Genomic DNA, 20167 nt, shown 5'->3' with positions numbered 1-20167 from the left:
TCAGCCGCGCGTACGGGACGTGCGGATGACCGACGACCCGAGGGTCGCCAGGCCCAGCGCGAGGAGGCCGAGGCCCCACATCAGCAGCGAGACGGGCGAGCCACCGGTCGCCGGCAGGTGGCTCCCTCCGGAGCTGCCCGATCCCGAGGCACCGAACTGGTTCGCACCCGCCTGCGTGGCGCCGTTCTGGGCGCTGCCGGACTGATCAGTGCCCGTCTGATCGACACCGGTCTGATCGACACCGGTCTGATCGACACCGGTCTGATCGACACCGGTCTGATCGACACCGGTCTGATCGGTACCCGAGTCGCTGCAGTTGATGCCGCCCAGCGGGGCCTGGACCTGCGCGTCCGCGCGCTCGAAGCCGAGCTCGGCGGCGCCGAGACCCGCCGGCGCCACGATCGGGATCGGCGCGAGGGTGAGATCGGCCTGCAGACCGTTCAGCGATCCACCCGCCACGGTGCCGTTGGCGGCCTCGACGACGTTGGTGGTGCCGGTGTAGGTGATCTCACCGTCGATGAGACCGGACAGGGCATTGCCCACCGGGGACCCGTTGAAGACCTGGTCGAGCTCGATCGCCAGACCGGGCTGCAGCTCGACCGAGGCGTCGCCGATCCGGATCGTCATGTCCGGCAGCTCCGACACCACGAGGTCGGCACCGGCCGGCATGCCGTTCGCGGTCGCCGTCAACAGGGCCGAGTCGTTCGGGTTGCCCGCGTCACCGCCCCACGAGACGTTGACCAGGCCGTTGAACAGGGCGATGTCGGCGAAGTCCCAGCTGACCTGCGACTGCACGGCGAGGCCGGTGGAGCACGCCGCGGAATCGGGGACGAGCGAGACCTCGCTGGTGTTCTGGCCGAGGTCGGCCTCGCCCAGGGGGAAGATGCCGACCGGAAGCGGGATGCCCAGCGTCGGGTCGAGCAGGGTCAGCGCACCGGTGTTCGACTCGGCGTAGCCGAGGCGGCCACCGGCCGTGAGCACCGTGTCGTTCCAGTTGGTGTCGGCCGACCCGGTGAGAACACTGAGGTTGCCCAGGACCGGGATGTTCAGCGTGCCGAAGTCCTGCACGTCCAGGACGCCGTCGACCACGGTGGTCGACACCGACTCGGCCTTGACCAGCTGCAGGTTGAGTCCGACGGCTCCCACCCCGACCGGAGCGGCGCGACCGTAGGCGCGGGCCGTCGGGTCGTTCGCGACCGTCGAGGGCACGGCGAACTGTCCGACGCCGGTGCCGTCGTAGGCCGACAGGCCCTTGCTGTTGACGACCACGACGCCCTCGGCGATGTTGGCGCGCGCGTTGATGGAGTTGTTCAACAGCCCGACCGCTGCGAACACGCCGTAGTTGCGGGCGGTGCCGCTGAACGCCTCGTCGATGTCAGCCGCTGACGCGGCCGGAGCCCCGCCGATGGCCCAACCGGCGGTGGCGGTCATCGCCAGGACCACACCCCCGGCCGTGGTCCGGCGCCGCGGCGCCTGCCTGTTCCCTCGCATCACCATGTGATCTCGTCCCTCGTCCTCGTGTACGTGAAGGGCCGACGTCGATGGCGGCCCTACCTGCTGACGGCAGGACCCACCGATCGGCGACAGACGTCACCGACCGACATGGATTCCCACCCGATGGAGGAGACGGGCTCGCGACCCCGTGGATTACGCAGGATCAGCGGATGTGAGATGAGACACCCCGTGCGGTGCGGGCGGTACCACCGCGAAGCGCGCGCACACGAAGTCGACGTTGCGCCCCGTGTCCTCGAGCCGCAGGTCGACGCGGTGCGGCAGCAGGGGGGCGCCGGACCCGAGCGTGACCGGCGCGATGGACACCACGACCTCGTCGAGCAGACCGGCCACCGCCAGCCGGCCGGCGATGTCTCCGCCGCCCACGACCCACAGGTCACGTCCGGCGGCAGAGGCCAGCATGGCCGGATGCAGCTCGGTCACGTCCTGGGCCGCGAACCGTACGTCGGCCCCGGGGAGCGGATCGGCGGACCGGTGGGTGAGGACCCAGCACGGGATGGTGTACGGCCACGGTTCGCCGGAGTCGGCGAGGTGATGGACCAGCCAGTCGTAGGTCGACCGCCCCATGACCGCGGCCCCGACACCGGCCATGAAGGTGTCGTGGTCGAACGGTCCCCCCGGCTCGATCGTGGCGGCGAACAACCACTCGAGCGAGTGGTCGTCGGTGGCGATGAACCCGTCGAGGCTCGTGGCGGTGACGTACGACGTGCGCGGCATGCCGCGACGCTACTGCGCGGTACCGACAGAAGGGTCGTGGTGGACACGGGTGCCGGTCTCGGTCAGCCGGTCGCCGGTCCCGCCCCACCGCAGCGCGATGATCTCCGCCGCCACGGACACGGCCGTCTCCTCGGGCGTCCGGCCGCCCAGGTCCAGGCCGATCGGACTCGACAGCCGCGCGAGCTGGTCCTCGGTCAGCCCGGCCTCGCGCAACCGCTCCCACCGGGTCTCGTGGGTGCGGCGCGATCCCATCGCCCCGACGAACGCCGGCCGCCGGTCGCCGTCCAGGCGCAGGGCCAGGCTCAGCACCGGCACGTCGAACTTCGGGTCGTGGGTCAGGACGCACACGACGGTGCGCCGGTCGATCCTGTCGGCCCCGGCCTCCCGCTCCAGGTAGTGATGGGGCCACGACACGACGACCTCGTCGGCCTCGCGGAACCGTGCCCGGGTGGCGAAGACGGGCCGGGCGTCGCACACCGTCACGTGGTAGCCCAGCAGCTTGCCCTGGCGTGCGACGGCCGCGGCGAAGTCGATCGCCCCGAACACGATCATGCGGGGTGGCGGCTGGAAGGACGCGACGAACACCCGCATGCCGGTGTCCATCCGCTCGCCGGCGGGCCCGTAGGTGAGGACCGTGGTGGAGCCCGCCGCCAGGAGGCCCCGGGCGTCGTCGGCGATCGCCGCGTCGGCCCGCGGCAGGCCGAGTGAGCCCTTGGTGTCGTCCGGTCTGACCACCAACCGGCGACCCAGCCAGGTCGGGTCGGGGTGGTCGATGACGGTGGCCAGGGCCACCGGTCGACCTCCCTCGATGTCGTCGGCGAGACCTCCGAGCTCGGGGAAGGTGGCGGTCGACACCGGCTCGACGAACACGTCGATGATGCCGCCGCAGGTCAGCCCGACGGCAAACGCCTCGTCGTCGCTGAAGCCGTACCGCTGCAGGCGGGCCCGCCCGTCGGCCACGACCTCCTCGGCCAGGCCGTACACGGCACCCTCCACGCACCCGCCCGAGACCGAACCGGACGCCGTTCCGTCGGGAAGGACGAGCATCGCCGCCCCGGCCGGCCGCGGCGCGGACCGCACGGTCCCCACGACGGTCGCCAGTCCGATGGTGTCACCGGCACGCCACCGCTCGACCAGCTCGGTCAGGACCTCGCGCATGGGACTCCTCCGGTCGTGTCGGCGGGAACCCGGGGAGCGTAGCCTGCCGGGCCGAGGTCGGCAGTTCTACCGCGGCGGGTGCCACCGACCCAGCCCCGGTCGCGGCACGTCCACGTCGCCCCCGGTGGCGAGGTCGCCGCACTCGACCTCGAGGACCGTCCGGTCCGCGAGGTAGTCGCGGGCCCCGCCGTCACCGGTCGCCGCAGCCGCCACGCCCGACCAGTGCGTCCGGCCGATCAGGACGGGATGACCCGGCCCACCGGAGTACACGGCACGGGCGAGGACTTCGGTACCCGCGTGGGCCAGCACCCGCGCCACCACGTCGTGGCCGACGTCGGGCAGGTCGACCAGGTGCACCACCGCCGACTCCGCCCCGGTGTCCTCGGCCACCCGCAACCCCGCGGCCAGGGAGACGGCCATGCCACCGGCCCAACCGTCGGCGACGACCACCCGCGCCGACTCCCCGACCAGCCGCCGCCCCTCGTCGGCCGCGGCCCCGAGGACCACCACGACGTCCTCGCACCCCCCGTCCCGCAGGGCGAGGATCGAGGACGTCAGCCAGGGGCCCCGGACCTCGTCGGTCACCAGGGCCTTCGGCACCCCCATCCGCGCGCCGGCACCGGCGGCGAGCAGCAGTCCGGTCGTCGTCATGGGGGCAGTGTCCCCTGCGCAGCCCCACTGCGTCACCCGACCACCCCGGTGGAACGGTGCCGCCCGCAACCATCTGACCGTTGGTCGTGTCAGATCGACCGTTCGTCGCAGACATCGCATCTCCGATGGTGGTCCGGGTCACATCGTGGTCAGATCGGGGCCGAGGAACGAGCACCGCACACCCATCGTGACGGCCTTGAGGGAGGGGTCGCGAGAGGAAGCACATGACCACGTACGACACCGGACCGGTCCGCGACGACACCACATCGGGGGTGGCCGGACCGCCGGCCGAGACGGGGCCCACGGGCACTCCTCGGCGCCGCTTCCTCACCTACCTCGTCGCCGCGCCGACCCTCACGGTCGCCGCGCACCTGGGCCTGCAGAGCAAGCGGCCCGCCGAGGCGCTGCAGCCGGCCGACCTGCTGGACCTCGGAGAGCTGCTGATCCTCGCGGGTGCCGCGACCTCGGGCATGCTCGTCCTCGAGATCACGGCGGAGGGACGGGCCCGGCTCGAGCTGCCCCGCTCGGAGAACGGGCAGGGCATCACCACCGCGTTCGCGATGCTCGTGGCCGACGAGCTCGACATGGACGTGGAGGACGTGGACGTCGAGCTCTCGGACGCCACCCCCGAGCTGCTGTTCAACCAGCTGACCGGTGGGTCGAACACCGTGCGCAGCATGTACCACCCGGTCCGGGAGACCGCCGCGGCCGCACGCGGACGCCTGATGGCCGCCGCCTCCGAGCAGTGGGGGGTCCCGGTCGACAAGCTCTCGACCTCCGGCGGCTCGGTCGTGGGCCCGGGCAACCTGCTCGCCGCCTTCTCCACCCTCACGGTCGCCGCGGCCACCGGCGGCGGGAACCTCACGAGCCGGCCCAAGTCGGCCGAGGACTACAAGATCATCGGCAAGCCGCGCAACCGGATCGACGCCCGCAAGGCCGTCACCGGTCAGCTCAAGTACGCCACCGACCTCGACGTCCCCGGGGCGATGCCGACCATGGTGGCTCGTCCGCCGACGATCAACGGCTCGCCGATCTCCTTCAACGAGGCCGAGGTCCGTCGGATGCCCGGCGTCCTGGACGTCGCCATGATCGAGACCGGTGTGGCGATCCGCGCCGAGACGTTCGGTCAGGCGCTCGACGCCAAGATGGCCGTCGACGCCCAGTGGACCGCCGGCACCATCGACGGCATCTCCGACGAGCAGATCTTCGACAAGCTCCGCGGTGCGGCCCTGCCGTTCCTCGTGCCGCCGCTGCTGCCGCACGTCGATGCGGAGTTCGACTTCCACACCGTGAGTCACGCGCCGCTGGAGCCGAACTCGGCGATCGCCGACGTGCGCAGCGACGGCACGGCCGAGATCTGGGCGGCCGCGAAGTCCCCGATCATCGCCCAGCAGACCATCGCGTCCGAGCTCGGTCTGTCCGTCGACGACGTCACGTTCCACGTGCTGCAGGGCGGTGGATCCTTCGGCCGCCGACTCTTCTTCGACGCAGCCCTGGAGGCGGCTCGCGCCTCGAAGGCCTTCGGCGCTCCGGTGCGTCTGCTCTGGACACGGATCGACGACACCCGCCACGGCCGCGCGCGCGCCGCCTCGCACCACAAGGTGCGGGCCACCATGGCGCTGGGCCAGGTGCTCACCTACGAGCACCGCGTGGCCTCGGTCGAGACGGACCTGCGGCACGGGCTGGGCGAGATGCTGACGGCCGTGTCCGCCAGTCTCCCGGTCGGCGGGAACCTGTCGTTCGCCCAGACGGTCTTCCTCACCACGGTCCACGTGCCGTACAAGTTCGGTGTGGTCACCGAGCTGCTCAACGAGGTGCCGCTGGACATGCACACGGGCAGCTGGCGGTCGGTGTACTCGGCGAACACCCGTGGTGCCGAGGAGATCGTGGTCGACGAGATCGCGGCCAAGCTGGGCAAGGACCCGGTCGAGTTCCGGATGAAGGCGCTGGAGGACGATCGGCAGCGCGCGGTGCTGCAGAAGTGCGCCGACGAGGGCGAGTGGGGCAAGGAGATGCCGGAAGGGTTCGCCCAGGGCATCGCCTTCCACGACGAGTACAAGTCGTGCACCGCCTGCCTGGTCGAGATCGACGCCCGTGACCCGCAGGACCCGCGGGTCACGAAGGCCACGATCGTGGTCGACACCGGACTGACGCTCAACCCCCGCGGGTTGGAGGGGCAGATGCTCGGCGGGCTCAGCGACGCGATCTCCACGACGCTGCGGGCCGGCCTGCACATCGTCGACGGCCTGCCGCTGGAGGGCAGCTACTCGCAGTTCAAGTACGCCCGCCAGGCCGACCAGCCGACCGACGTGAAGATCCACATCATCACCAGCAGCGAGGAGCCCGGCGGAGCCGGCGAGCTCGGGGTGCCGGCCGCGGTGGGTGCCATCGCCAACGCGTACGCGCGCGCCACCGGCACCAAGCCCCGGTCGTTCCCGATCATCTTCCCCGTCGACTTCGAGCCCTTCCCCAAGAACTGAGGACCTGACATGCCGAACTACACCTTCAACCTCAACGGGTCACCGGTCACCGTCGACGCCCCCGCCGACCTCGACCTGCTGTGGGTCCTCCGCGACAAGCTCGGGGTCACCGGCCCGAAGTACGGCTGCGGCATCAACGTCTGCAAGGCGTGCACCAGCCACCTGGACGGCGACGCGTTCAACCCCTGCGTCACCCCGGTGGCCGAGGTCGCGGGCCGCGACGTGACCACGATCGAGGGTCTCGCCGACGGTGACGACCTGCACCCCGTGCAGGAGGCGTGGCTCGACCAGGACGTCGCCCAGTGCGGCTACTGCCAGCCGGGCCAGATCATGGCCGCCGTCGCGCTGCTGCGGCGGACCAAGAATCCGACGGACGCCGACATCGACGCGATCGAGAACGTCTGCCGGTGCGGCACCTACTTCCGCATCCGTGAGGCGATCAAGGCGGCAGCGGCCGAGATGAGCTAGCCCCGAGTGGCGCAGTTCGGGACCCGAGTGGCGCAGTTCGGCGCGACACGCCGTCTCAGAACCGCCGAACTGCGCCACTCGCGGGACCGGTGGGGGGCGGGGCCGGTTGGGGGGCGGGTCACCGGAGGGTGAGGGTGAGCGTCAGCGTCGCGGCGGTCAGCACCGTGGCTGCGGCCAGCGTCGCCGCGGCCGCAGGACTCCTGCGGACCAGCCACTCGGCTGCCTGGTAGGCCGCCGTGATGGCGGCCAGCACCAGGGTGACGTGCAGCAGGACGGCCAGGGCCACGCCGACCACCGCACCGGCCGCGGCGAACCGTCCCCACGCTCCGGCCAGAAGCAGGGGTACCACGACGGCGCCCGCCGCCCCGCCGAGGAGCTCGAGCCACCAGGGCCGGCCCGCACCCATCCACGGCAGCCAGGCCACGACGTCGAACAGGTCGAGGGTGGCGACAGCACCGAGGACGGCGATCGCCCCGAGCGTGACGGCCACGGTGAGCCGGTACCGCAGGTGCCGGGCCGGTGACCACGACGCCGATCCTCGCCACAGCGTCGCCAGGGTGACCGCCGACCAGATGAGCCACCGCCGCACCGGCCCGGTGTGCGTGTCGCGCAGGGCCCGCCGGAAGACCCGGTCGGCCGCGACACGGTCGAGCACGTGCCCGTCGGTCGAGAGGTAGGCCGCGCTGCGGTCGACCAGCCCGTCGTGGACGAGAGCGGCCGGGAGGTGCTCGCCGGACCGCGGCACCAGCCACGTGAACAGCCTCGGCACCGAGGTGAGGTCGGTGCGGAAGGTGCGGAGGTCGGCGGGCACGAGCAGCTCGCCGAACTCCTCGTCGACGTAGCCGACGCGGCGCCCCAGGCCGAACACCTCGGTGGCGCCCCTGGTGTCCCGCTCGAGCGTGATGCGCAGGGGCGCTGCCCGGTCCGGTGGCTCCGTGTCGGTGCCACCGTCGTGGAATCGCGCGGGCTGCGCGGGCGACGGGCGAGGGGTCAGGTCCATGTCATCCAGTATCGAGGCCCGGTCGCGGGACCAGGGCCGCCAGCCGGGGTGGGGCCTGGACGAGGTAGGAGTCGGTCAGAAGCTCGCCGAGCTCGTCCCAGTCGGTGTGGTCGCCGACGACCACGCCGACGACGTCGTGGCCCCAGCCCGCACGGAAGTACGGCGCACCGAGGTGCTCGAAGGCCATGACCTCGTCGGGCGCGGCCCGGAACATGACCCGGAACAGCTGGTCCTCGCCGCCGAAGACGTGCGCGACGGTGGCCTGGCCGACCCGCCACCGGATCCCGGTCCACGCCGACTCCTCGTGCAGCTCCGGCAGGCCTGCGAGGAGCGGCCGGAGCCGCTCGAGCAGAGCGGTCGGGACGTCGGGGCGGTCGGCCATGGGATCGAAGGTGCCACACGGCACCGACACCCGTCACGCACGAGGGCCCCGACCGCCGTGCGGTCGGGGCCCTCGTCAGGCGGGTCGGGCGGGGCTCAGAAGCCCATGCCGCCCATGTCGCCCATGTCGGGCGCGCCGCCACCGGCCGGGGCCGGCTCGGGCTTGTCGGCCACGACGGCCTCCGTGGTGAGGAACAGCGCGGCGATCGACGCGGCGTTCTGCAGGGCCGACCGGGTGACCTTGGCGGGATCGATGATGCCCGCGGCGATCAGGTCGACGTACTCGCCGGTCGCGGCGTTGAGGCCGTGACCCGGCTCGAGGTTGGCGACCTTCTCGGCCACGACACCACCCTCGAGACCGGCGTTGACGGCGATCTGCTTGAGCGGGGCCGACGCGGCGACGCGCACGATGTTCGCGCCCGTGGCCTCGTCGCCGACGAGCTCGAGCTTCTCGAACGCCAGCTTGGTGGCCTGGACGAGGGCGACGCCGCCACCGGCGACCACACCCTCCTCGACGGCAGCCTTCGCGTTGCGGACGGCGTCCTCGATGCGGTGCTTGCGCTCCTTGAGCTCGACCTCGGTGGCTGCGCCGACCTTGATGACGGCGACGCCGCCGGCCAGCTTGGCCAGCCGCTCCTGCAGCTTCTCGCGGTCGTAGTCGGAGTCGCTGTTCTCGATCTCGGCCTTGATCTGGCTGACCCGACCGGCGATCTGCGACTCGTCACCGCCACCCTCGACGATGGTGGTCTCATCCTTGGTGGTGACGACCTTGCGGGCGGTGCCCAGCAGGGTGAGATCGGCGTTCTCGAGCTTCAGACCGACCTCCTCGCTGATGACCTCTCCACCGGTGAGGATGGCGATGTCGGCGAGGATCGCCTTGCGGCGGTCACCGAAGCCGGGGGCCTTGATGGCGACCGACTTGAAGGTGCCACGCATCTTGTTGACGATCAGGGTGGCCAGCGCCTCGCCCTCGACGTCCTCGGCGATGATGACCAGCGGCTTGCCGGACTGCATGACCTTCTCCAGCACGGGGACGAGGTCCTTCACGCTGGTGATCTTGGAGTTGACGATGAGGAGGTACGGGTCCTCCAGCACGGTCTCCTGGCGCTCGGGGTCGGTGACGAAATAGCCCGACAGGTGACCCTTGTCGAAGCGCATGCCCTCGGTCAGCTCGAGGTCCAGCCCGAAGGTGTTGGACTCCTCGACCGTGATGACGCCTTCCTTGCCGACCTTGTCGAGCGCCTCGGCGATGATGTCGCCGACGGTGGTGTCGGCGGCGGAGATCGAGGCGGTGGCCGCGATCTGCTCCTTGGTCTCGATGTCCTTGGCCAGGCTCAGCAGCTGGCTGCTGATCGCCTCGACGGCCGCCTCGATGCCCTTCTTGAGGGCGATCGGGTTGGCGCCGGCGGCGACGTTGCGCAGACCCTCACGCACGAGCGCCTGGGCCAGCACGGTGGCGGTGGTGGTGCCGTCGCCCGCGACGTCGTCGGTCTTCTTGGCGACCTCCTTGACGAGCTCGGCGCCGATCTTCTCGTAGGGGTCCTCGAGCTCGATCTCCTTGGCGATGGACACGCCGTCGTTGGTGATCGTGGGGGCACCCCACTTCTTCTCCAGCACGACGTTGCGGCCCTTCGGGCCGAGCGTCACCTTGACGGCGTCGGCGAGCTGGTTCATGCCGCGCTCGAGGCCGCGACGGGCCTCTTCGTTGAATGCAATGGTCTTGGCCATGTGTGGTCTCTCCGCGTGTGCGTCGAATGGGTGGTCGGGCGGCGCCCGCGACGGACGGCTGCTCCGGTCGGCGAACCCTTCTCGCCGCGGCGACAACCTCACCGTTCCGACCGATGAACTGATTGGCACTCTCAGCATACGAGTGCCAACCCCGAAATTAGCACTCGACCCCCTCGAGTGCAAAGGCCCCGGCCCGAGGAACCGGCGGTGGGTGACCAACCCTTCCCCCCAGCGGCGGTAGGTGGCGAACCGAATCGCGGCCCCATTCGGTGCCCCTCCTACCGCCGGGCCACGGATTCGGTTGCTCACCTACCGCTCGGCGCGGGCGGTCAGACGTTGAACAGCAGGAACAGCCCGGTGAACGTGAAGGCGATCATCAGCACCAGCATCGCGAGCTGACCGGTGAGCCGGTGGCTGCGCGGCAGCAGCTCGAGCGCCTTGTCGTGGGCCGCGACGACGGCCAGCACGTGCCCCACCACCACGAACGTGACCTTGAGCGAGGCGAGCAGCTCGGGGTCCGACGACAGCACGTAGGACGGCTCGAGGTCCCCGAACGGTGTCCAGCCACGCCCGAGCGGATCGCCGAGCGCGATCAGGGTCTCCTGCCCCTTCTCCACCAGGTACGTGACGTAGTGGGCGAAGACGTAGCCCACCACGATCGGGACCAGGGAGTGCGCCAGCAGGCCGGGCAGCTCACGACGACGGTCGCGGTCCAGACCCCCGGTGGCCCGCGCGGCGCCGGTGAACAGCAGGCCGGCCACGGCGCAGAACCCCAGCAGGACGATCGTCTGCCCGACGTCCCCCACGTCACGGCGCTGCCAGAACGGTGACGCGGCGAAGCTGTCGAACGCCGTCGACCCGAGCAGCACGCCCAGCACGGCGACCAGGCCGTGGTCGACGGGCACCTGCGGCAGGCTCCGCAAGGGGTTGTGGAGCGCGAACCGGCCGTCACGGACGAAGGGCGAGAGCCGGGCGACCACCGCGCTGTACACGTCGAACGGGTCGGCCCGGTCGAACCAGCGCGGGCCGAACGCGGTGCCGCCGACCAGCATCACCACGACGTACACGCCGACCCACCAGCGCATCGCGACGACGCTGCCGGGGTCCGGGGAGGCGAGCTCGAGCCAGACGAAGGCGAACAGCCCCACCACCGCCGGCCAGTAGCCCCAGCCGGCCGGCCAGGGCAGCCAGCCGTCGGGACGTCCGGTCAACCGGCCGACGGCCGCCTGGGCGGTGCGCCACGGCGACAGGTCGCGCCACACGTGCCCGAACAGCAGGGCCAACGGCACCAGCCCGACCCACACCAGCACGTAGACCCCGCCGAGGGCACCGTTGCTCGCGTCGGCCGGACCGGCGTAGAGCGCCAGCAGCAGCCAGCCCGTGAGCACGAGGCCGAGCGCAGCCGACCAGCGACGGCGCGGCGGCGGCTCGGCGGCCGGCAGGTCGCTCTGCAGCAACGGCCGCTTCCACGCCAGGGCCAGCACACCGAACGAGATCGCCAGGGCCCACGACGCACCGATGACCGCGGCGGTGAAGGGGATCGGAAGATCCGTGGCGCCCCCCAGACCGTGGAGCGGCAGGATCATCGGGCGACGAGCTGGACGATCGTGACGCCGAGGTCGTGCGACTCCACGGCGACCTGGCCGGGCCGGTCGACCGTGACGACGAAGTCCTCGTCGGTGGTGGGGGTGATCGCGAACGACGCATCGGGCTCGGTGTGCACGTGCAGCTCGTCGGTCAACCCTCCGGGGTTGGTGACGCGCAACGTGACCGGTTCACCGACCACGACGTCGACCCGGTCGCCGCGGGGCGAGACACCGTCGGCGGTGTACGTGATCTCGACGACCACGCCCTCGTCGACCTCCTCGACCGGCGCCTCGGGGGCGGCCGTGGTCGGGGCCGCCGAGGTGGGGGCCGCGGACGGCGGTGGCTCCTCGTCACTGCCGCACCCGGCGAGCACGGCGAGGCAGGCGGCGGTGGCGGCAGCGATCGTCAGGGTGCGGGTCACGGGTCCTCCAGGTCCTCGGGCAGGTCGTCGAGCGCGCGCTCCAGCAGCTCGCGCTCCTCACGTTCCTCGCGGCGGTCCTTGCGGGCGACGTACACGACGACCCCGGCGATGACGATCGCCGGCACGAAGGCCGGGATCGCCAGCAGCAGGGGGTGGTGCGCCTGCCACACCGCGTCCTGGACCGCGGCCAGGACTTCGGTCATCCGGTCACGGGGTCCCGATCGGCGGCCGCGTCACGCTGCTTCTCCAGAGCGGCGATGCGACCCGAGACGCGGGCGACCGACACGCAGACACCGGTGATCACGGCGAGGCTGCACAGCAGCACCACGAAGTTCGCCAGACCCCAGAGCCACGCCGGGGCGTCGAAGTCGCGCTCGCGCTGCAGGATCTCGATCTCGGGGATGAACTCACGCGTCATCGTGGCCTCGACGGGCAGCTCCTCGGCACCGATCGCCTCGTCCGGGGAGAGGTAGATCGGGGCCGCGGTGAGCGTGCGGCCGTCCTGCACCCGCAGCAGGGTCTTCCAGGTGCCGCCGATCGGGACGGGCCGGGTCGACTCGTAGGTGTCGGGGGCGCTGCGACGCAGGTTGTCGGTGACGATCCCCTCGCCGCCGCCCTGCCACGCCGTGATCTGGACCCACGTCGGGTTGTCGTCGACGAGACCCTCGGACAGCACCACCTCGGTGAGGATCTGCGGGTCGTCGGGCGTGCCGACCTGCGTCGTGGTGAACGTCGCGGTGGCACCGTCGGGCACCGTGGCGTACAGGCCGTTGGCCACGGCGCCGGAGACCACGAGCACCGACAGCGTGACGACCGTGCGGGACACCGCCCGGCTCGGCAGCTCGCCGAGCAGACCCATCGCGAACAAGGCTCCGCACATGCCAGCACCGATCGCCACCGGCACCGCCATCAGCAGGCCCTCGAGGTAGATGTCCGACGTCCACGGGAAGTCGAACACCTGGTCGTTCCACACCTTCTCGATCGCCAGGCCGACCGTGCCGATCAGCAGACCCGCCGCGGCACCGAAGGCGAGCTTGTTCTCGCGCAGCCTCGACAGCGCGAGCAGCTCCACGAGCAGGGCGCAGCCGAGGTAGAGGGGGAACACGTGGTCGGCCTGCCCCAGCACCGGGCCGACGATGAAGGCGACCAGCCCGCGCATGCCGAGGAAGAAGGCGGCCGCGAACAGGGCGGCGCCGGGACCGACGAACAGGCGGGCAGCGACGAGGGTGATGCCGGCTGCGGCGACGATCATCAGGGGGGCGAACACCATGCGGAACTGCGCGATGCCGAAGTCGAACTCGGCCTGGAAGACCGACAGGCCGATCAGCAGACCACCGAAGGCGGCCCCGTAGACGAGGAACCGGGCGAGTCCGCCGCGGTCCTCGTAGTCCATCGAGAACTCCGCCTCGCGGCGCAGGATGATGATGCCGGCCGTCGAGAGGCCGGCGCCGCCGATGAGCATCAGGTGCGTCGGACCCCACAGCGTGACGTCCTGGCCGAAGAGTCGGTGCCACACGTCGTCGAGGGGGAAGCCGATGAGGGCGTACAGGCCGCAGGCCGCGATGTAGATGCCGGCCACGGGGGCGTACCACTGGCGGGTGATCTTGACCGACGCGATGCCGGGCTTCACCCCGTCGCGGGAGTAGACCACTGCGCTCATGCCGGCGATGAACAGGGCGAAGAGTCCGTAGAGGATGAAGTAGTGGGCCGGGTTGGCCAGCGGACCCTCGTCCCGGCCCCGGCCGGCGTGCAGACTGACGTCCCACAGGAACCCGAGCAGCGCGACGATCAGCGAGCTCGCCACGAAGAACACCGGGATCGCGGCCCAGCCGGGCTCGCCCATCCGGGCGTGGAGGAAGTCACCGAACCTCTGGAACCACTCGATGCGGTGCGTGCGGTGCTGCCAGGCGATGAACAGCAGCACGAGCGACACGGCGCCGGCCACGACGGACAGCCACAGGACCTGGTCGAGGGCGGCCCCGCCGACGGGAGTGGTGGTGCTGGCTTCGATGAGCATTCCCGGAGTATGCCAACGGCCATGTGTCATGACAAGTGTCGCGTCACACGTTCGTCACATGACGCTGATCACCCGGAAACCTGCAGGTCAGCCCCCGGCGACGGCCGGGATGATCGAGATCTGGGTGCCCTCGGGGGTGGGGGTGTCGAGGCCCGACGCGAACCGGACGTCCTCCTCGGCCACGTAGATGTTGACGAACCGGCGCAGGGCGCCGGCCTCGTCCACCACCCGCGAGCGGATCCCGGGGAAGTCGGCCTCCAGGGAGTCGAGGACCTCGGCGAGGGTCTCGCCGTCGGCCGTCACCTGGGACTGGTCACCGGTGTAGCTGCGCAGGATCGTGGGGATGCGGACGGATACGGGCATGGTCGTGGGCTCCTGGTGGGACGGGTCAGGCGATGCCGGAGGCGGCGAACGCATCGTAGGTCGGCGCGATCGTGGCGACCGGTCCGACCCGGCCGGAGACCGCGTCGAGGGTCTTGAGTCCGTGCCCGGTGTTGATGACGACGGTCTCGAGCGCGGGGTCGAGCACGCCGGTGTCGACCAGCTTCTTGAGCGTCGCGACGGTCGTGCCACCGGCGGTCTCGGTGAAGATGCCCTCGGTGCGGGCCAGCAGCACGATCCCGGCGCGGATCTCGTCGTCGCTGACCTGCTCGACGGTCCCCCCGGTCTGCCGGGCGATGTCGAGCACGTACACCCCGTCGGCCGGGTTGCCGATCGCGAGCGACTTGGCGATGGTGTCGGGCTTGACCGGGCGGATCGCGTCGACGCCGGCCGCGAAGGCCGTGGCCACCGGCGAGCACCCCTCGGCCTGGGCGCCGAACACGCGGTACGGCTTGTCCTCGACCAGGCCCAGGGCGATCAGCTCCTGGAAGGCCTTGTGCACCTTGGTCAGCTGCGACCCCGACGCCACCGGGATGACGATCTGGTCGGGCAGGCGCCACCCGAGCTGCTCGGCGATCTCGTAGCCGAGCGTCTTGGACCCCTCGGCGTAGAACGGCCGCACGTTGACGTTGACGAACGCCCAACCGTCCTCCTCACCGGCGATCTCGCTGGCGAGCTTGTTGACGTCGTCGTAGGTGCCGTCGACGGCGACGAGGTTCTCGGTGAACACCGCCGAGTTGACCTGCTTGGGGGTCTCGAGGTCGCTGGGGATGAACACCACCGTGCGGATGCCGGCACGTGCGCCCGCCGCGGCGACCGCGTTGGCGAGGTTGCCCGTGGACGGGCAGGCGAACACCCGGCTGCCGAACTCGCGGGCCGCGCTCAGGGCGCAGGCGACGACGCGGTCCTTGAAGGAGTTGGTGGGGTTGGTGCTGTCGTCCTTGACCCACAGGTTCGCGATGCCGAGCTCGCGGCCGAGGTTGTGGGCCTGCAGCAGCCGGGTGAAGCCCGGCTCGAGGTTGGGGCTGGACTCGATGTCGTCGGGCACCGGCAGCAGCGCCTTGTAGCGCCAGATGTTGGCCGGCCCGCTCTCGATCTGCTCCCGGGTGACGGGGCCGAAGTCGTAACCGATCTCCAGCGGGCCGAAGCACTCGTGGCAGGCGTAGTGCGGTCCCAGGGGGCGCGTGGTCCCGCACTCACGACAGACCAGCTCGCGGGCGGGGCCGAAGGCTCCCTCGCGGAGGGCGACGGCGGGACGGGGTTCGGTGGTGATGCTCACGGATACCTCCAGGTCATCTTCCCCGGAGCGGACTCCGGGACGGACGTAGCACCTGGTCGAAGACCGACTGGTTGCTGGGGTATCAGCGGGCCGTTCCCTCCACCCCTCGTGATGAGTGGAACCAGCCTACGAAGTGGTCTCACGATGTGTCCAATCCGTCCATATCCCGGACAGACCTCAACGACGTCGGGCGCGGCGCAGCCGTGCAGCGCGGTAGCCGCCGTCGTCCAGACCGGCGAGCCGCTCGAACGGGTTGTACGAGGCGTGGTCGCCCGCCAGCACCCAGGAGACCGCGGCGGCAGCACCGTACAGCGGCAGCATGACCGGACCGAGGCTCCACGCGTACTGCGTGCAGTGCCGGTCCTCGTGCCGCAGCAACGTCTCGCGGCCGGTCCACCATGCGGCGTCCCGTCGACTGATCACGACGTTCCCGACGGTGAAGGCGTCGGCCCGGGGGAACCCCCAGCGGTGACCTGTCGCCAGCAGCACACCGCGCCCCTGCCGCCGCGGGGTCGCCCCGCCCGCCCGGGCGACGAGCAGACCCAGCGCGGTCGACCCGTTCACCGCATTGACCACCGCACGGACCCGGGTCCACCGGGTGGCGTCGGCCGCCGGTTCAGAGCGCATCGGCGAGCTCGACCAGCCAGGCGGCCACGGCGTCCGGGCCGTCGAGCACCAGGTCGGCCCGCGGCACCAGTGCGGTCTGTTCCGTCGAGGCCGAGCACACCGTGAACCCGGTCGTCCCGCCGCGGCGCAGGTCGTCGACGGCGTCGAAGGCCGGTACGTCGCCGAGGTCGTCCCCCGCATAGACCACCACCCGCGGCGACCGCTCACCCACCAGCGTGCGCAGGGCGTCACCCTTCGTGACCCCGCTCGCTCGCAGCTCGACGACCTGACGGCCGGGCTCGACGGTCAGACCGTGCGCCCGCGCCAGGTCCGCCAGGGGGCGGCCGATGGACTCCAGGACCCCGTCGCCGAGCCCACGGGTGTGCACCGCGACCGCGAGGTGCTTGTCCTCGATCCTGGCCCCGGGGGCGCCGTGCCGCGCCAACCAGTCGGGCAGCGCCTCGGCCAGCGCCGCGACCGCGTCGGGTCGCGTCGGGCTCGACACGGCCCCCGTCGCGGCGTCCCACCGCTCCGCGCCGTACTGACCACAGATCACCAGGTCCTCGAGCCCGGCCCGACCGCGGAAGCCGCCGAGCTCCAACGCCTGGAGCACGGGACGGCCGGTGATGACGGCCACCGTGCCGAGCCGGCCACCGAGTCGGGACAGTGCCTCGGCGGCCGCCGGGTGGACGTGCGCCTGTGCGGGGTCGTCGACGATCGGCGCGAGGGTGCCGTCGAAGTCGAGCGCGAGCAGGGTGCCACCGGGGTCGGCCACCACCGCGTCGCGCAGGGTGGCGCGAGAGGTCATGGCACCGATGATGTCGGTTCGGCGAGGATGACCGTCAACCGGTCCGTGCGCATGGTCGCGACGATCGGCAGGATCCGCGTGATCCCGAGGTCGGCGGCGAGCAGGTCGGCCTGGTCCCGCAGGCCCGGTGCGAAGTACACGGTGTTCTCGGGGATGGCCCCGCGCCAGTTGCCGACCGTGACATCGGGCCAGCCCACCTCCTCGACCCCGTCGGCGAAGGTCGCGGCCAGGCCGGCGACCGCGGTGTTGTTGAGCACCGAGACCCCGGCCTCGCGCAGCTCGGGCTCCGGCGACGGGGTCGGGGTGGGTGTGGGGGTGACCTCCGCGGTCGGCGCGGGGGCGGGGTCCGCGTCGGGGGTCGGCGTGGGCGCGGGATCGGCGGCGACGACCGTGGTGTCGTCGGCGAGGTAGCGGTCGTAGCCCAGCCAACCGAGTCCCGCGACGCCGGCGACCAGGGCCGTCACGGTGACGACCAGCAGCCACACGGGAGGCACGAACGCCTTGCGGCTGATCGTGCGGCGGTGATCCACGCGGAGCCTCAGGTCAGACGTCGATGCCCAGGCGGCGCGCGGACCGGGTGCGGGCACGCTGCGCGCGGAGTCGGCGCAGACGCTTGACGAGCAGGGGATCGAAGGCCAGGGCGTCCTCGCGGTCGATCAGGGCGTTGAGCACCTGGTAGTACCGGGTGGCCGACATGTCGAACTTGTCGCGGATGGCCTGCTCCTTGGCGCCCGCGTACTGCCACCAGAGCCGCTCGAGCGCAAGGATCTCGCGGTCGCGGTCGCTCAGGGTCTCCGCGACCGAGGTGGTCGCGTCGTGCTGGTTCGGGGCAGCGCTCATGCGGGCAGTCTAGGGCACGAATGACAGCGTTGTCATTCGTTCTGCGGGTGCGCCGGGGCCGTGGCGTCGGGCTAGGGTGACGCCATGGGGATCGGATCGGCTGAGTTCGTGGTGATCGCGAACCGCCTGCCCGTCGACCGGGTGGTCGGACCCGGGGGCGAGACCCTGTGGCGCACCTCCCCCGGCGGTCTCGTCACCGCCCTCGAGCCCGTCATGCGGCGCAAGGGTGGCGCCTGGTTGGGCTGGCACGGTGCGCCCGACGAGCAGATGGAACCGTTCACCCACGCCGGCCTCGACCTCGTGCCGGTCCCGCTCAGCGAGACCGAGGTCGTCGAGTACTACGAGGGCTTCTCCAACGGCACGCTCTGGCCGCTGTACCACGACGTGATCGCTCCCCCGGAGTTCCATCGCGAGTGGTGGGACTCCTACGTCGCGGTGAACCGCCGCTTCGCCGAGCGGGCTGCCCAGATCGCGGCGCAGGACGCCGTCGTCTGGATCCAGGACTACCAGCTGCAGCTGGTGCCCGCGATGCTGCGCGAGCTGCGGCCCGACGTACGGATCGGGTTCTTCCTGCACATCCCGTTCCCTCCGACCGAGCTGTTCCAGCAGCTGCCGTGGCGCCGCGAGATCCTCGAGGGTCTGCTGGGCGCCGACCTGGTCGGGTTCCAGCTGCCGGGCGCCGCCCAGAACTTCATCCGGCTGGTGCGCCAACGGGTCGGGCACAAGACCCACCGTGACGCCGTGTACCTGCCCGACGGCCGCGTGGTGCATGCCCGCGCCTACCCGATCTCGATCGACGCCAAGGGGTTCGAGGAGCTCGCCCGCACGCCCGAGGTGATCGCGCGGGCCGCCGAGATCCGCGAGAGCCTCGGCAGCCCCGACACGATCGTGCTGGGCATCGACCGGCTCGACTACACCAAGGGGCTGCGGCAGCGGATCCGCGCGTTCGGCGAGCTGATCACCGACGGCGCCGTCCACGTCGACGACGCGGTGTTCGTGCAGGTGGCGACGCCGTCGCGTGAGCGGGTCGACCAGTACCGGCTGCTGCGCGACGACATCGACCGTCTGGTCGGCCGCATCAACGGTGACGTCGGGCGCATCGGCCAGCAGCCCATCACCTACCTGCACGCCTCCTACCCCCGCGAGGAGATGGCGGCGCTGTACCGGGCCGCCGACGTCATGGTCGTCACGCCGCTGCGCGACGGCATGAACCTCGTGGCCAAGGAGTACATCGCCTGCCGGTGGGACGACCGGGGCGCCCTGGTGCTCAGCGAGTTCGCCGGTGCGGCCGGCGAGCTCAAGCAGGCCTACCTCGTGAACCCGTACGACATCAACGGGATGAAGGCGCGCCTGCTGGAGGCCATGCGGGCGACCCGCAAGGAGAACTCGCGCCGGATGAAGGGCCTGCGCAAGCAGGTCATGGAGAACGACATCGACCAGTGGGCCAACGACTTCCTGGCCGACCTGCGCGCCGACCCCGAGACCCATCACAAGACCACCCGTCCGGTCTGACGGACGGGACCCAGTCGCCGTGGAGACCGACCCGTGGGAGGGCGCCGGGACGATGACCGGTGCCCACGTCCGGCTCGAGCCGCTGCGCCGCGACCACGCCGCCGACCTGCTGGTGGCTGCCGACTCCGACGACGTCTTCGAGCACCTCACCGTGTCGAGGCCCCGCAGCGCCCGTGAGGCCGAGGACCTCGTCGGGGCGCTGCTCGGCCGCGACGACCTGCAGCCCTGGGCGCAGGTCGAGGTCGGCTCCGGACGAGCGGTCGGCGTGACGACGTACTACGAGGTCGACCGGACCCAGCGCACCGTGGCGATCGGCCACACCTGGCTCGCCCGGCGGGTGTGGCGCACGCCGGTCAACACCGAGGCGAAGCTCCTGCTGCTGACCCGCGCCTTCGACCAGATGGGGTGCGTCCGGGTGGTGTGGCACACCGACGTGCGCAACCTGCGGTCTCAGGCCGCCATCGAGCGGCTCGGGGCGGTGCGCGAAGGCCTGCTGCGCAAGCACCGCCGCCGGCTCGACGGGTCGTGGCGCGACACCGTCGTGTACGCGATGACCGACGACGAGTGGCCGGGCGTCCGCAGGTCGCTCGAGGCGCGCCTGGCCTGACGAGGCCGCCCCGC

At 71.5% G+C, this 20167-nt stretch carries 21 protein-coding genes and 1 riboswitch; of the genes, 4 read left to right on the top strand and 17 right to left on the bottom strand.

Features of this window, described 5'->3' with window-relative positions:
- From HMPREF0063_RS01225 to HMPREF0063_RS01210, 4 genes are all read right to left on the bottom strand, one after another.
- Positions 1-1431: a hypothetical protein gene (locus HMPREF0063_RS01225; protein ID WP_156793998.1), complete on the bottom strand. Its 1431-nt coding sequence runs from the start codon at positions 1429-1431 to the stop codon at positions 1-3.
- 216 nt (positions 1432-1647) lie between these two features.
- Positions 1648-2229 (bottom strand): dihydrofolate reductase family protein, encoded by a 582-nt coding sequence (locus tag HMPREF0063_RS01220; protein ID WP_007076821.1) that lies wholly within the window; start codon positions 2227-2229, stop codon positions 1648-1650.
- A 9-nt stretch (positions 2230-2238) separates the two neighbouring features.
- Entirely contained in the window at positions 2239-3387 is a 1149-nt protein-coding gene (locus HMPREF0063_RS01215; protein WP_007076820.1) for an XdhC family protein, read from the bottom strand.
- Between the two features lie 66 nt (positions 3388-3453).
- A complete protein-coding gene (locus tag HMPREF0063_RS01210) occupies positions 3454-4038 on the bottom strand; it encodes a nucleotidyltransferase family protein (RefSeq protein WP_007076819.1) in 585 nt (194 codons plus the stop codon).
- 224 nt (positions 4039-4262) lie between these two features.
- On the opposite strand from HMPREF0063_RS01210, the gene HMPREF0063_RS01205 reads away from it, so the two are divergent.
- Together HMPREF0063_RS01205 and HMPREF0063_RS01200 are read left to right on the top strand one after the other, a co-directional pair.
- Positions 4263-6518: a xanthine dehydrogenase family protein molybdopterin-binding subunit gene (locus tag HMPREF0063_RS01205; RefSeq protein ID WP_007076818.1), complete on the top strand. Its 2256-nt coding sequence runs from the start codon at positions 4263-4265 to the stop codon at positions 6516-6518.
- A 9-nt stretch (positions 6519-6527) separates the two neighbouring features.
- Positions 6528-6986, top strand: coding sequence for a (2Fe-2S)-binding protein (locus HMPREF0063_RS01200; RefSeq protein WP_007076817.1), 459 nt, complete (start codon positions 6528-6530; stop codon positions 6984-6986).
- 118 nt (positions 6987-7104) lie between these two features.
- Here HMPREF0063_RS01200 and HMPREF0063_RS15505 read toward each other — a convergent pair whose 3' ends face one another.
- The 13 genes from HMPREF0063_RS15505 to HMPREF0063_RS01135 all read right to left on the bottom strand — a co-directional run bounded on the left by HMPREF0063_RS15505 (position 7105) and on the right by HMPREF0063_RS01135 (position 18034).
- On the bottom strand, positions 7105-7986 hold the full coding sequence (locus HMPREF0063_RS15505) for a DUF1353 domain-containing protein (protein ID WP_007076816.1): 882 nt from the start codon (positions 7984-7986) through the stop codon (positions 7105-7107).
- A 1-nt stretch (position 7987) separates the two neighbouring features.
- Positions 7988-8368 (bottom strand): MmcQ/YjbR family DNA-binding protein, encoded by a 381-nt coding sequence (locus HMPREF0063_RS01190; protein ID WP_007076815.1) that lies wholly within the window; start codon positions 8366-8368, stop codon positions 7988-7990.
- Between the two features lie 95 nt (positions 8369-8463).
- Positions 8464-10095: a chaperonin GroEL gene (groL, locus tag HMPREF0063_RS01185; RefSeq protein ID WP_007076814.1), complete on the bottom strand. Its 1632-nt coding sequence runs from the start codon at positions 10093-10095 to the stop codon at positions 8464-8466.
- Positions 10096-10424: 329 nt separating this feature from the next.
- Positions 10425-11681, bottom strand: a complete 1257-nt coding sequence (locus HMPREF0063_RS01180; RefSeq protein WP_007076813.1) for a hypothetical protein — start codon at positions 11679-11681, stop codon at positions 10425-10427.
- Positions 11678-12103: a hypothetical protein gene (locus HMPREF0063_RS15500; RefSeq protein ID WP_007076812.1), complete on the bottom strand. Its 426-nt coding sequence runs from the start codon at positions 12101-12103 to the stop codon at positions 11678-11680. The genes HMPREF0063_RS01180 and HMPREF0063_RS15500 overlap by 4 nt, the downstream gene beginning before the upstream one ends.
- Complete coding sequence (locus tag HMPREF0063_RS01170; protein WP_007076811.1) at positions 12100-12306, bottom strand: hypothetical protein; 207 nt, start codon at positions 12304-12306, stop codon at positions 12100-12102. Before HMPREF0063_RS01170 ends, HMPREF0063_RS15500 begins: the two co-directional genes overlap by 4 nt.
- Positions 12303-14120: a hypothetical protein gene (locus HMPREF0063_RS01165; protein WP_007076810.1), complete on the bottom strand. Its 1818-nt coding sequence runs from the start codon at positions 14118-14120 to the stop codon at positions 12303-12305. Before HMPREF0063_RS01165 ends, HMPREF0063_RS01170 begins: the two co-directional genes overlap by 4 nt.
- A gap of 87 nt (positions 14121-14207) precedes the next feature.
- Positions 14208-14483, bottom strand: a complete 276-nt coding sequence (locus HMPREF0063_RS01160; protein WP_007076809.1) for a MoaD/ThiS family protein — start codon at positions 14481-14483, stop codon at positions 14208-14210.
- Positions 14484-14508: 25 nt separating this feature from the next.
- Positions 14509-15780 (bottom strand): threonine synthase, encoded by a 1272-nt coding sequence (gene thrC / locus HMPREF0063_RS01155; protein WP_007076808.1) that lies wholly within the window; start codon positions 15778-15780, stop codon positions 14509-14511.
- A gap of 10 nt (positions 15781-15790) precedes the next feature.
- Positions 15791-15898: riboswitch (SAM riboswitch) on the bottom strand.
- Between the two features lie 59 nt (positions 15899-15957).
- Positions 15958-16407, bottom strand: coding sequence for a hypothetical protein (locus tag HMPREF0063_RS01150; RefSeq protein ID WP_007076807.1), 450 nt, complete (start codon positions 16405-16407; stop codon positions 15958-15960).
- Complete coding sequence (otsB, locus tag HMPREF0063_RS01145) at positions 16397-17194, bottom strand: trehalose-phosphatase (RefSeq protein ID WP_007076806.1); 798 nt, start codon at positions 17192-17194, stop codon at positions 16397-16399. The genes HMPREF0063_RS01150 and otsB overlap by 11 nt, the downstream gene beginning before the upstream one ends.
- Complete coding sequence (locus HMPREF0063_RS01140; protein WP_007076805.1) at positions 17191-17724, bottom strand: LytR C-terminal domain-containing protein; 534 nt, start codon at positions 17722-17724, stop codon at positions 17191-17193. The genes otsB and HMPREF0063_RS01140 overlap by 4 nt, the downstream gene beginning before the upstream one ends.
- A 13-nt stretch (positions 17725-17737) precedes the next feature.
- Positions 17738-18034: a DUF3263 domain-containing protein gene (locus tag HMPREF0063_RS01135; protein WP_007076804.1), complete on the bottom strand. Its 297-nt coding sequence runs from the start codon at positions 18032-18034 to the stop codon at positions 17738-17740.
- A gap of 84 nt (positions 18035-18118) precedes the next feature.
- On the opposite strand from HMPREF0063_RS01135, the gene HMPREF0063_RS01130 reads away from it, so the two are divergent.
- On the top strand, positions 18119-19546 hold the full coding sequence (locus tag HMPREF0063_RS01130) for an alpha,alpha-trehalose-phosphate synthase (UDP-forming) (RefSeq protein ID WP_007076803.1): 1428 nt from the start codon (positions 18119-18121) through the stop codon (positions 19544-19546).
- A gap of 19 nt (positions 19547-19565) precedes the next feature.
- The gene (locus tag HMPREF0063_RS01125; protein ID WP_007076802.1) at positions 19566-20153 is read left to right on the top strand and encodes a GNAT family N-acetyltransferase; all 588 of its coding nucleotides are present in this window, start codon (positions 19566-19568) and stop codon (positions 20151-20153) included.
- The last annotated feature ends 14 nt before the right edge of the window (positions 20154-20167 follow it).

The sequence above is a fragment of the Aeromicrobium marinum DSM 15272 genome (assembly GCF_000160775.2).
GTDB lineage: Bacteria > Actinomycetota > Actinomycetes > Propionibacteriales > Nocardioidaceae > Aeromicrobium > Aeromicrobium marinum.
Note: the sequence above shows the minus strand (reverse complement) of the source record. Positions and strands in the feature narration are given on the sequence as shown.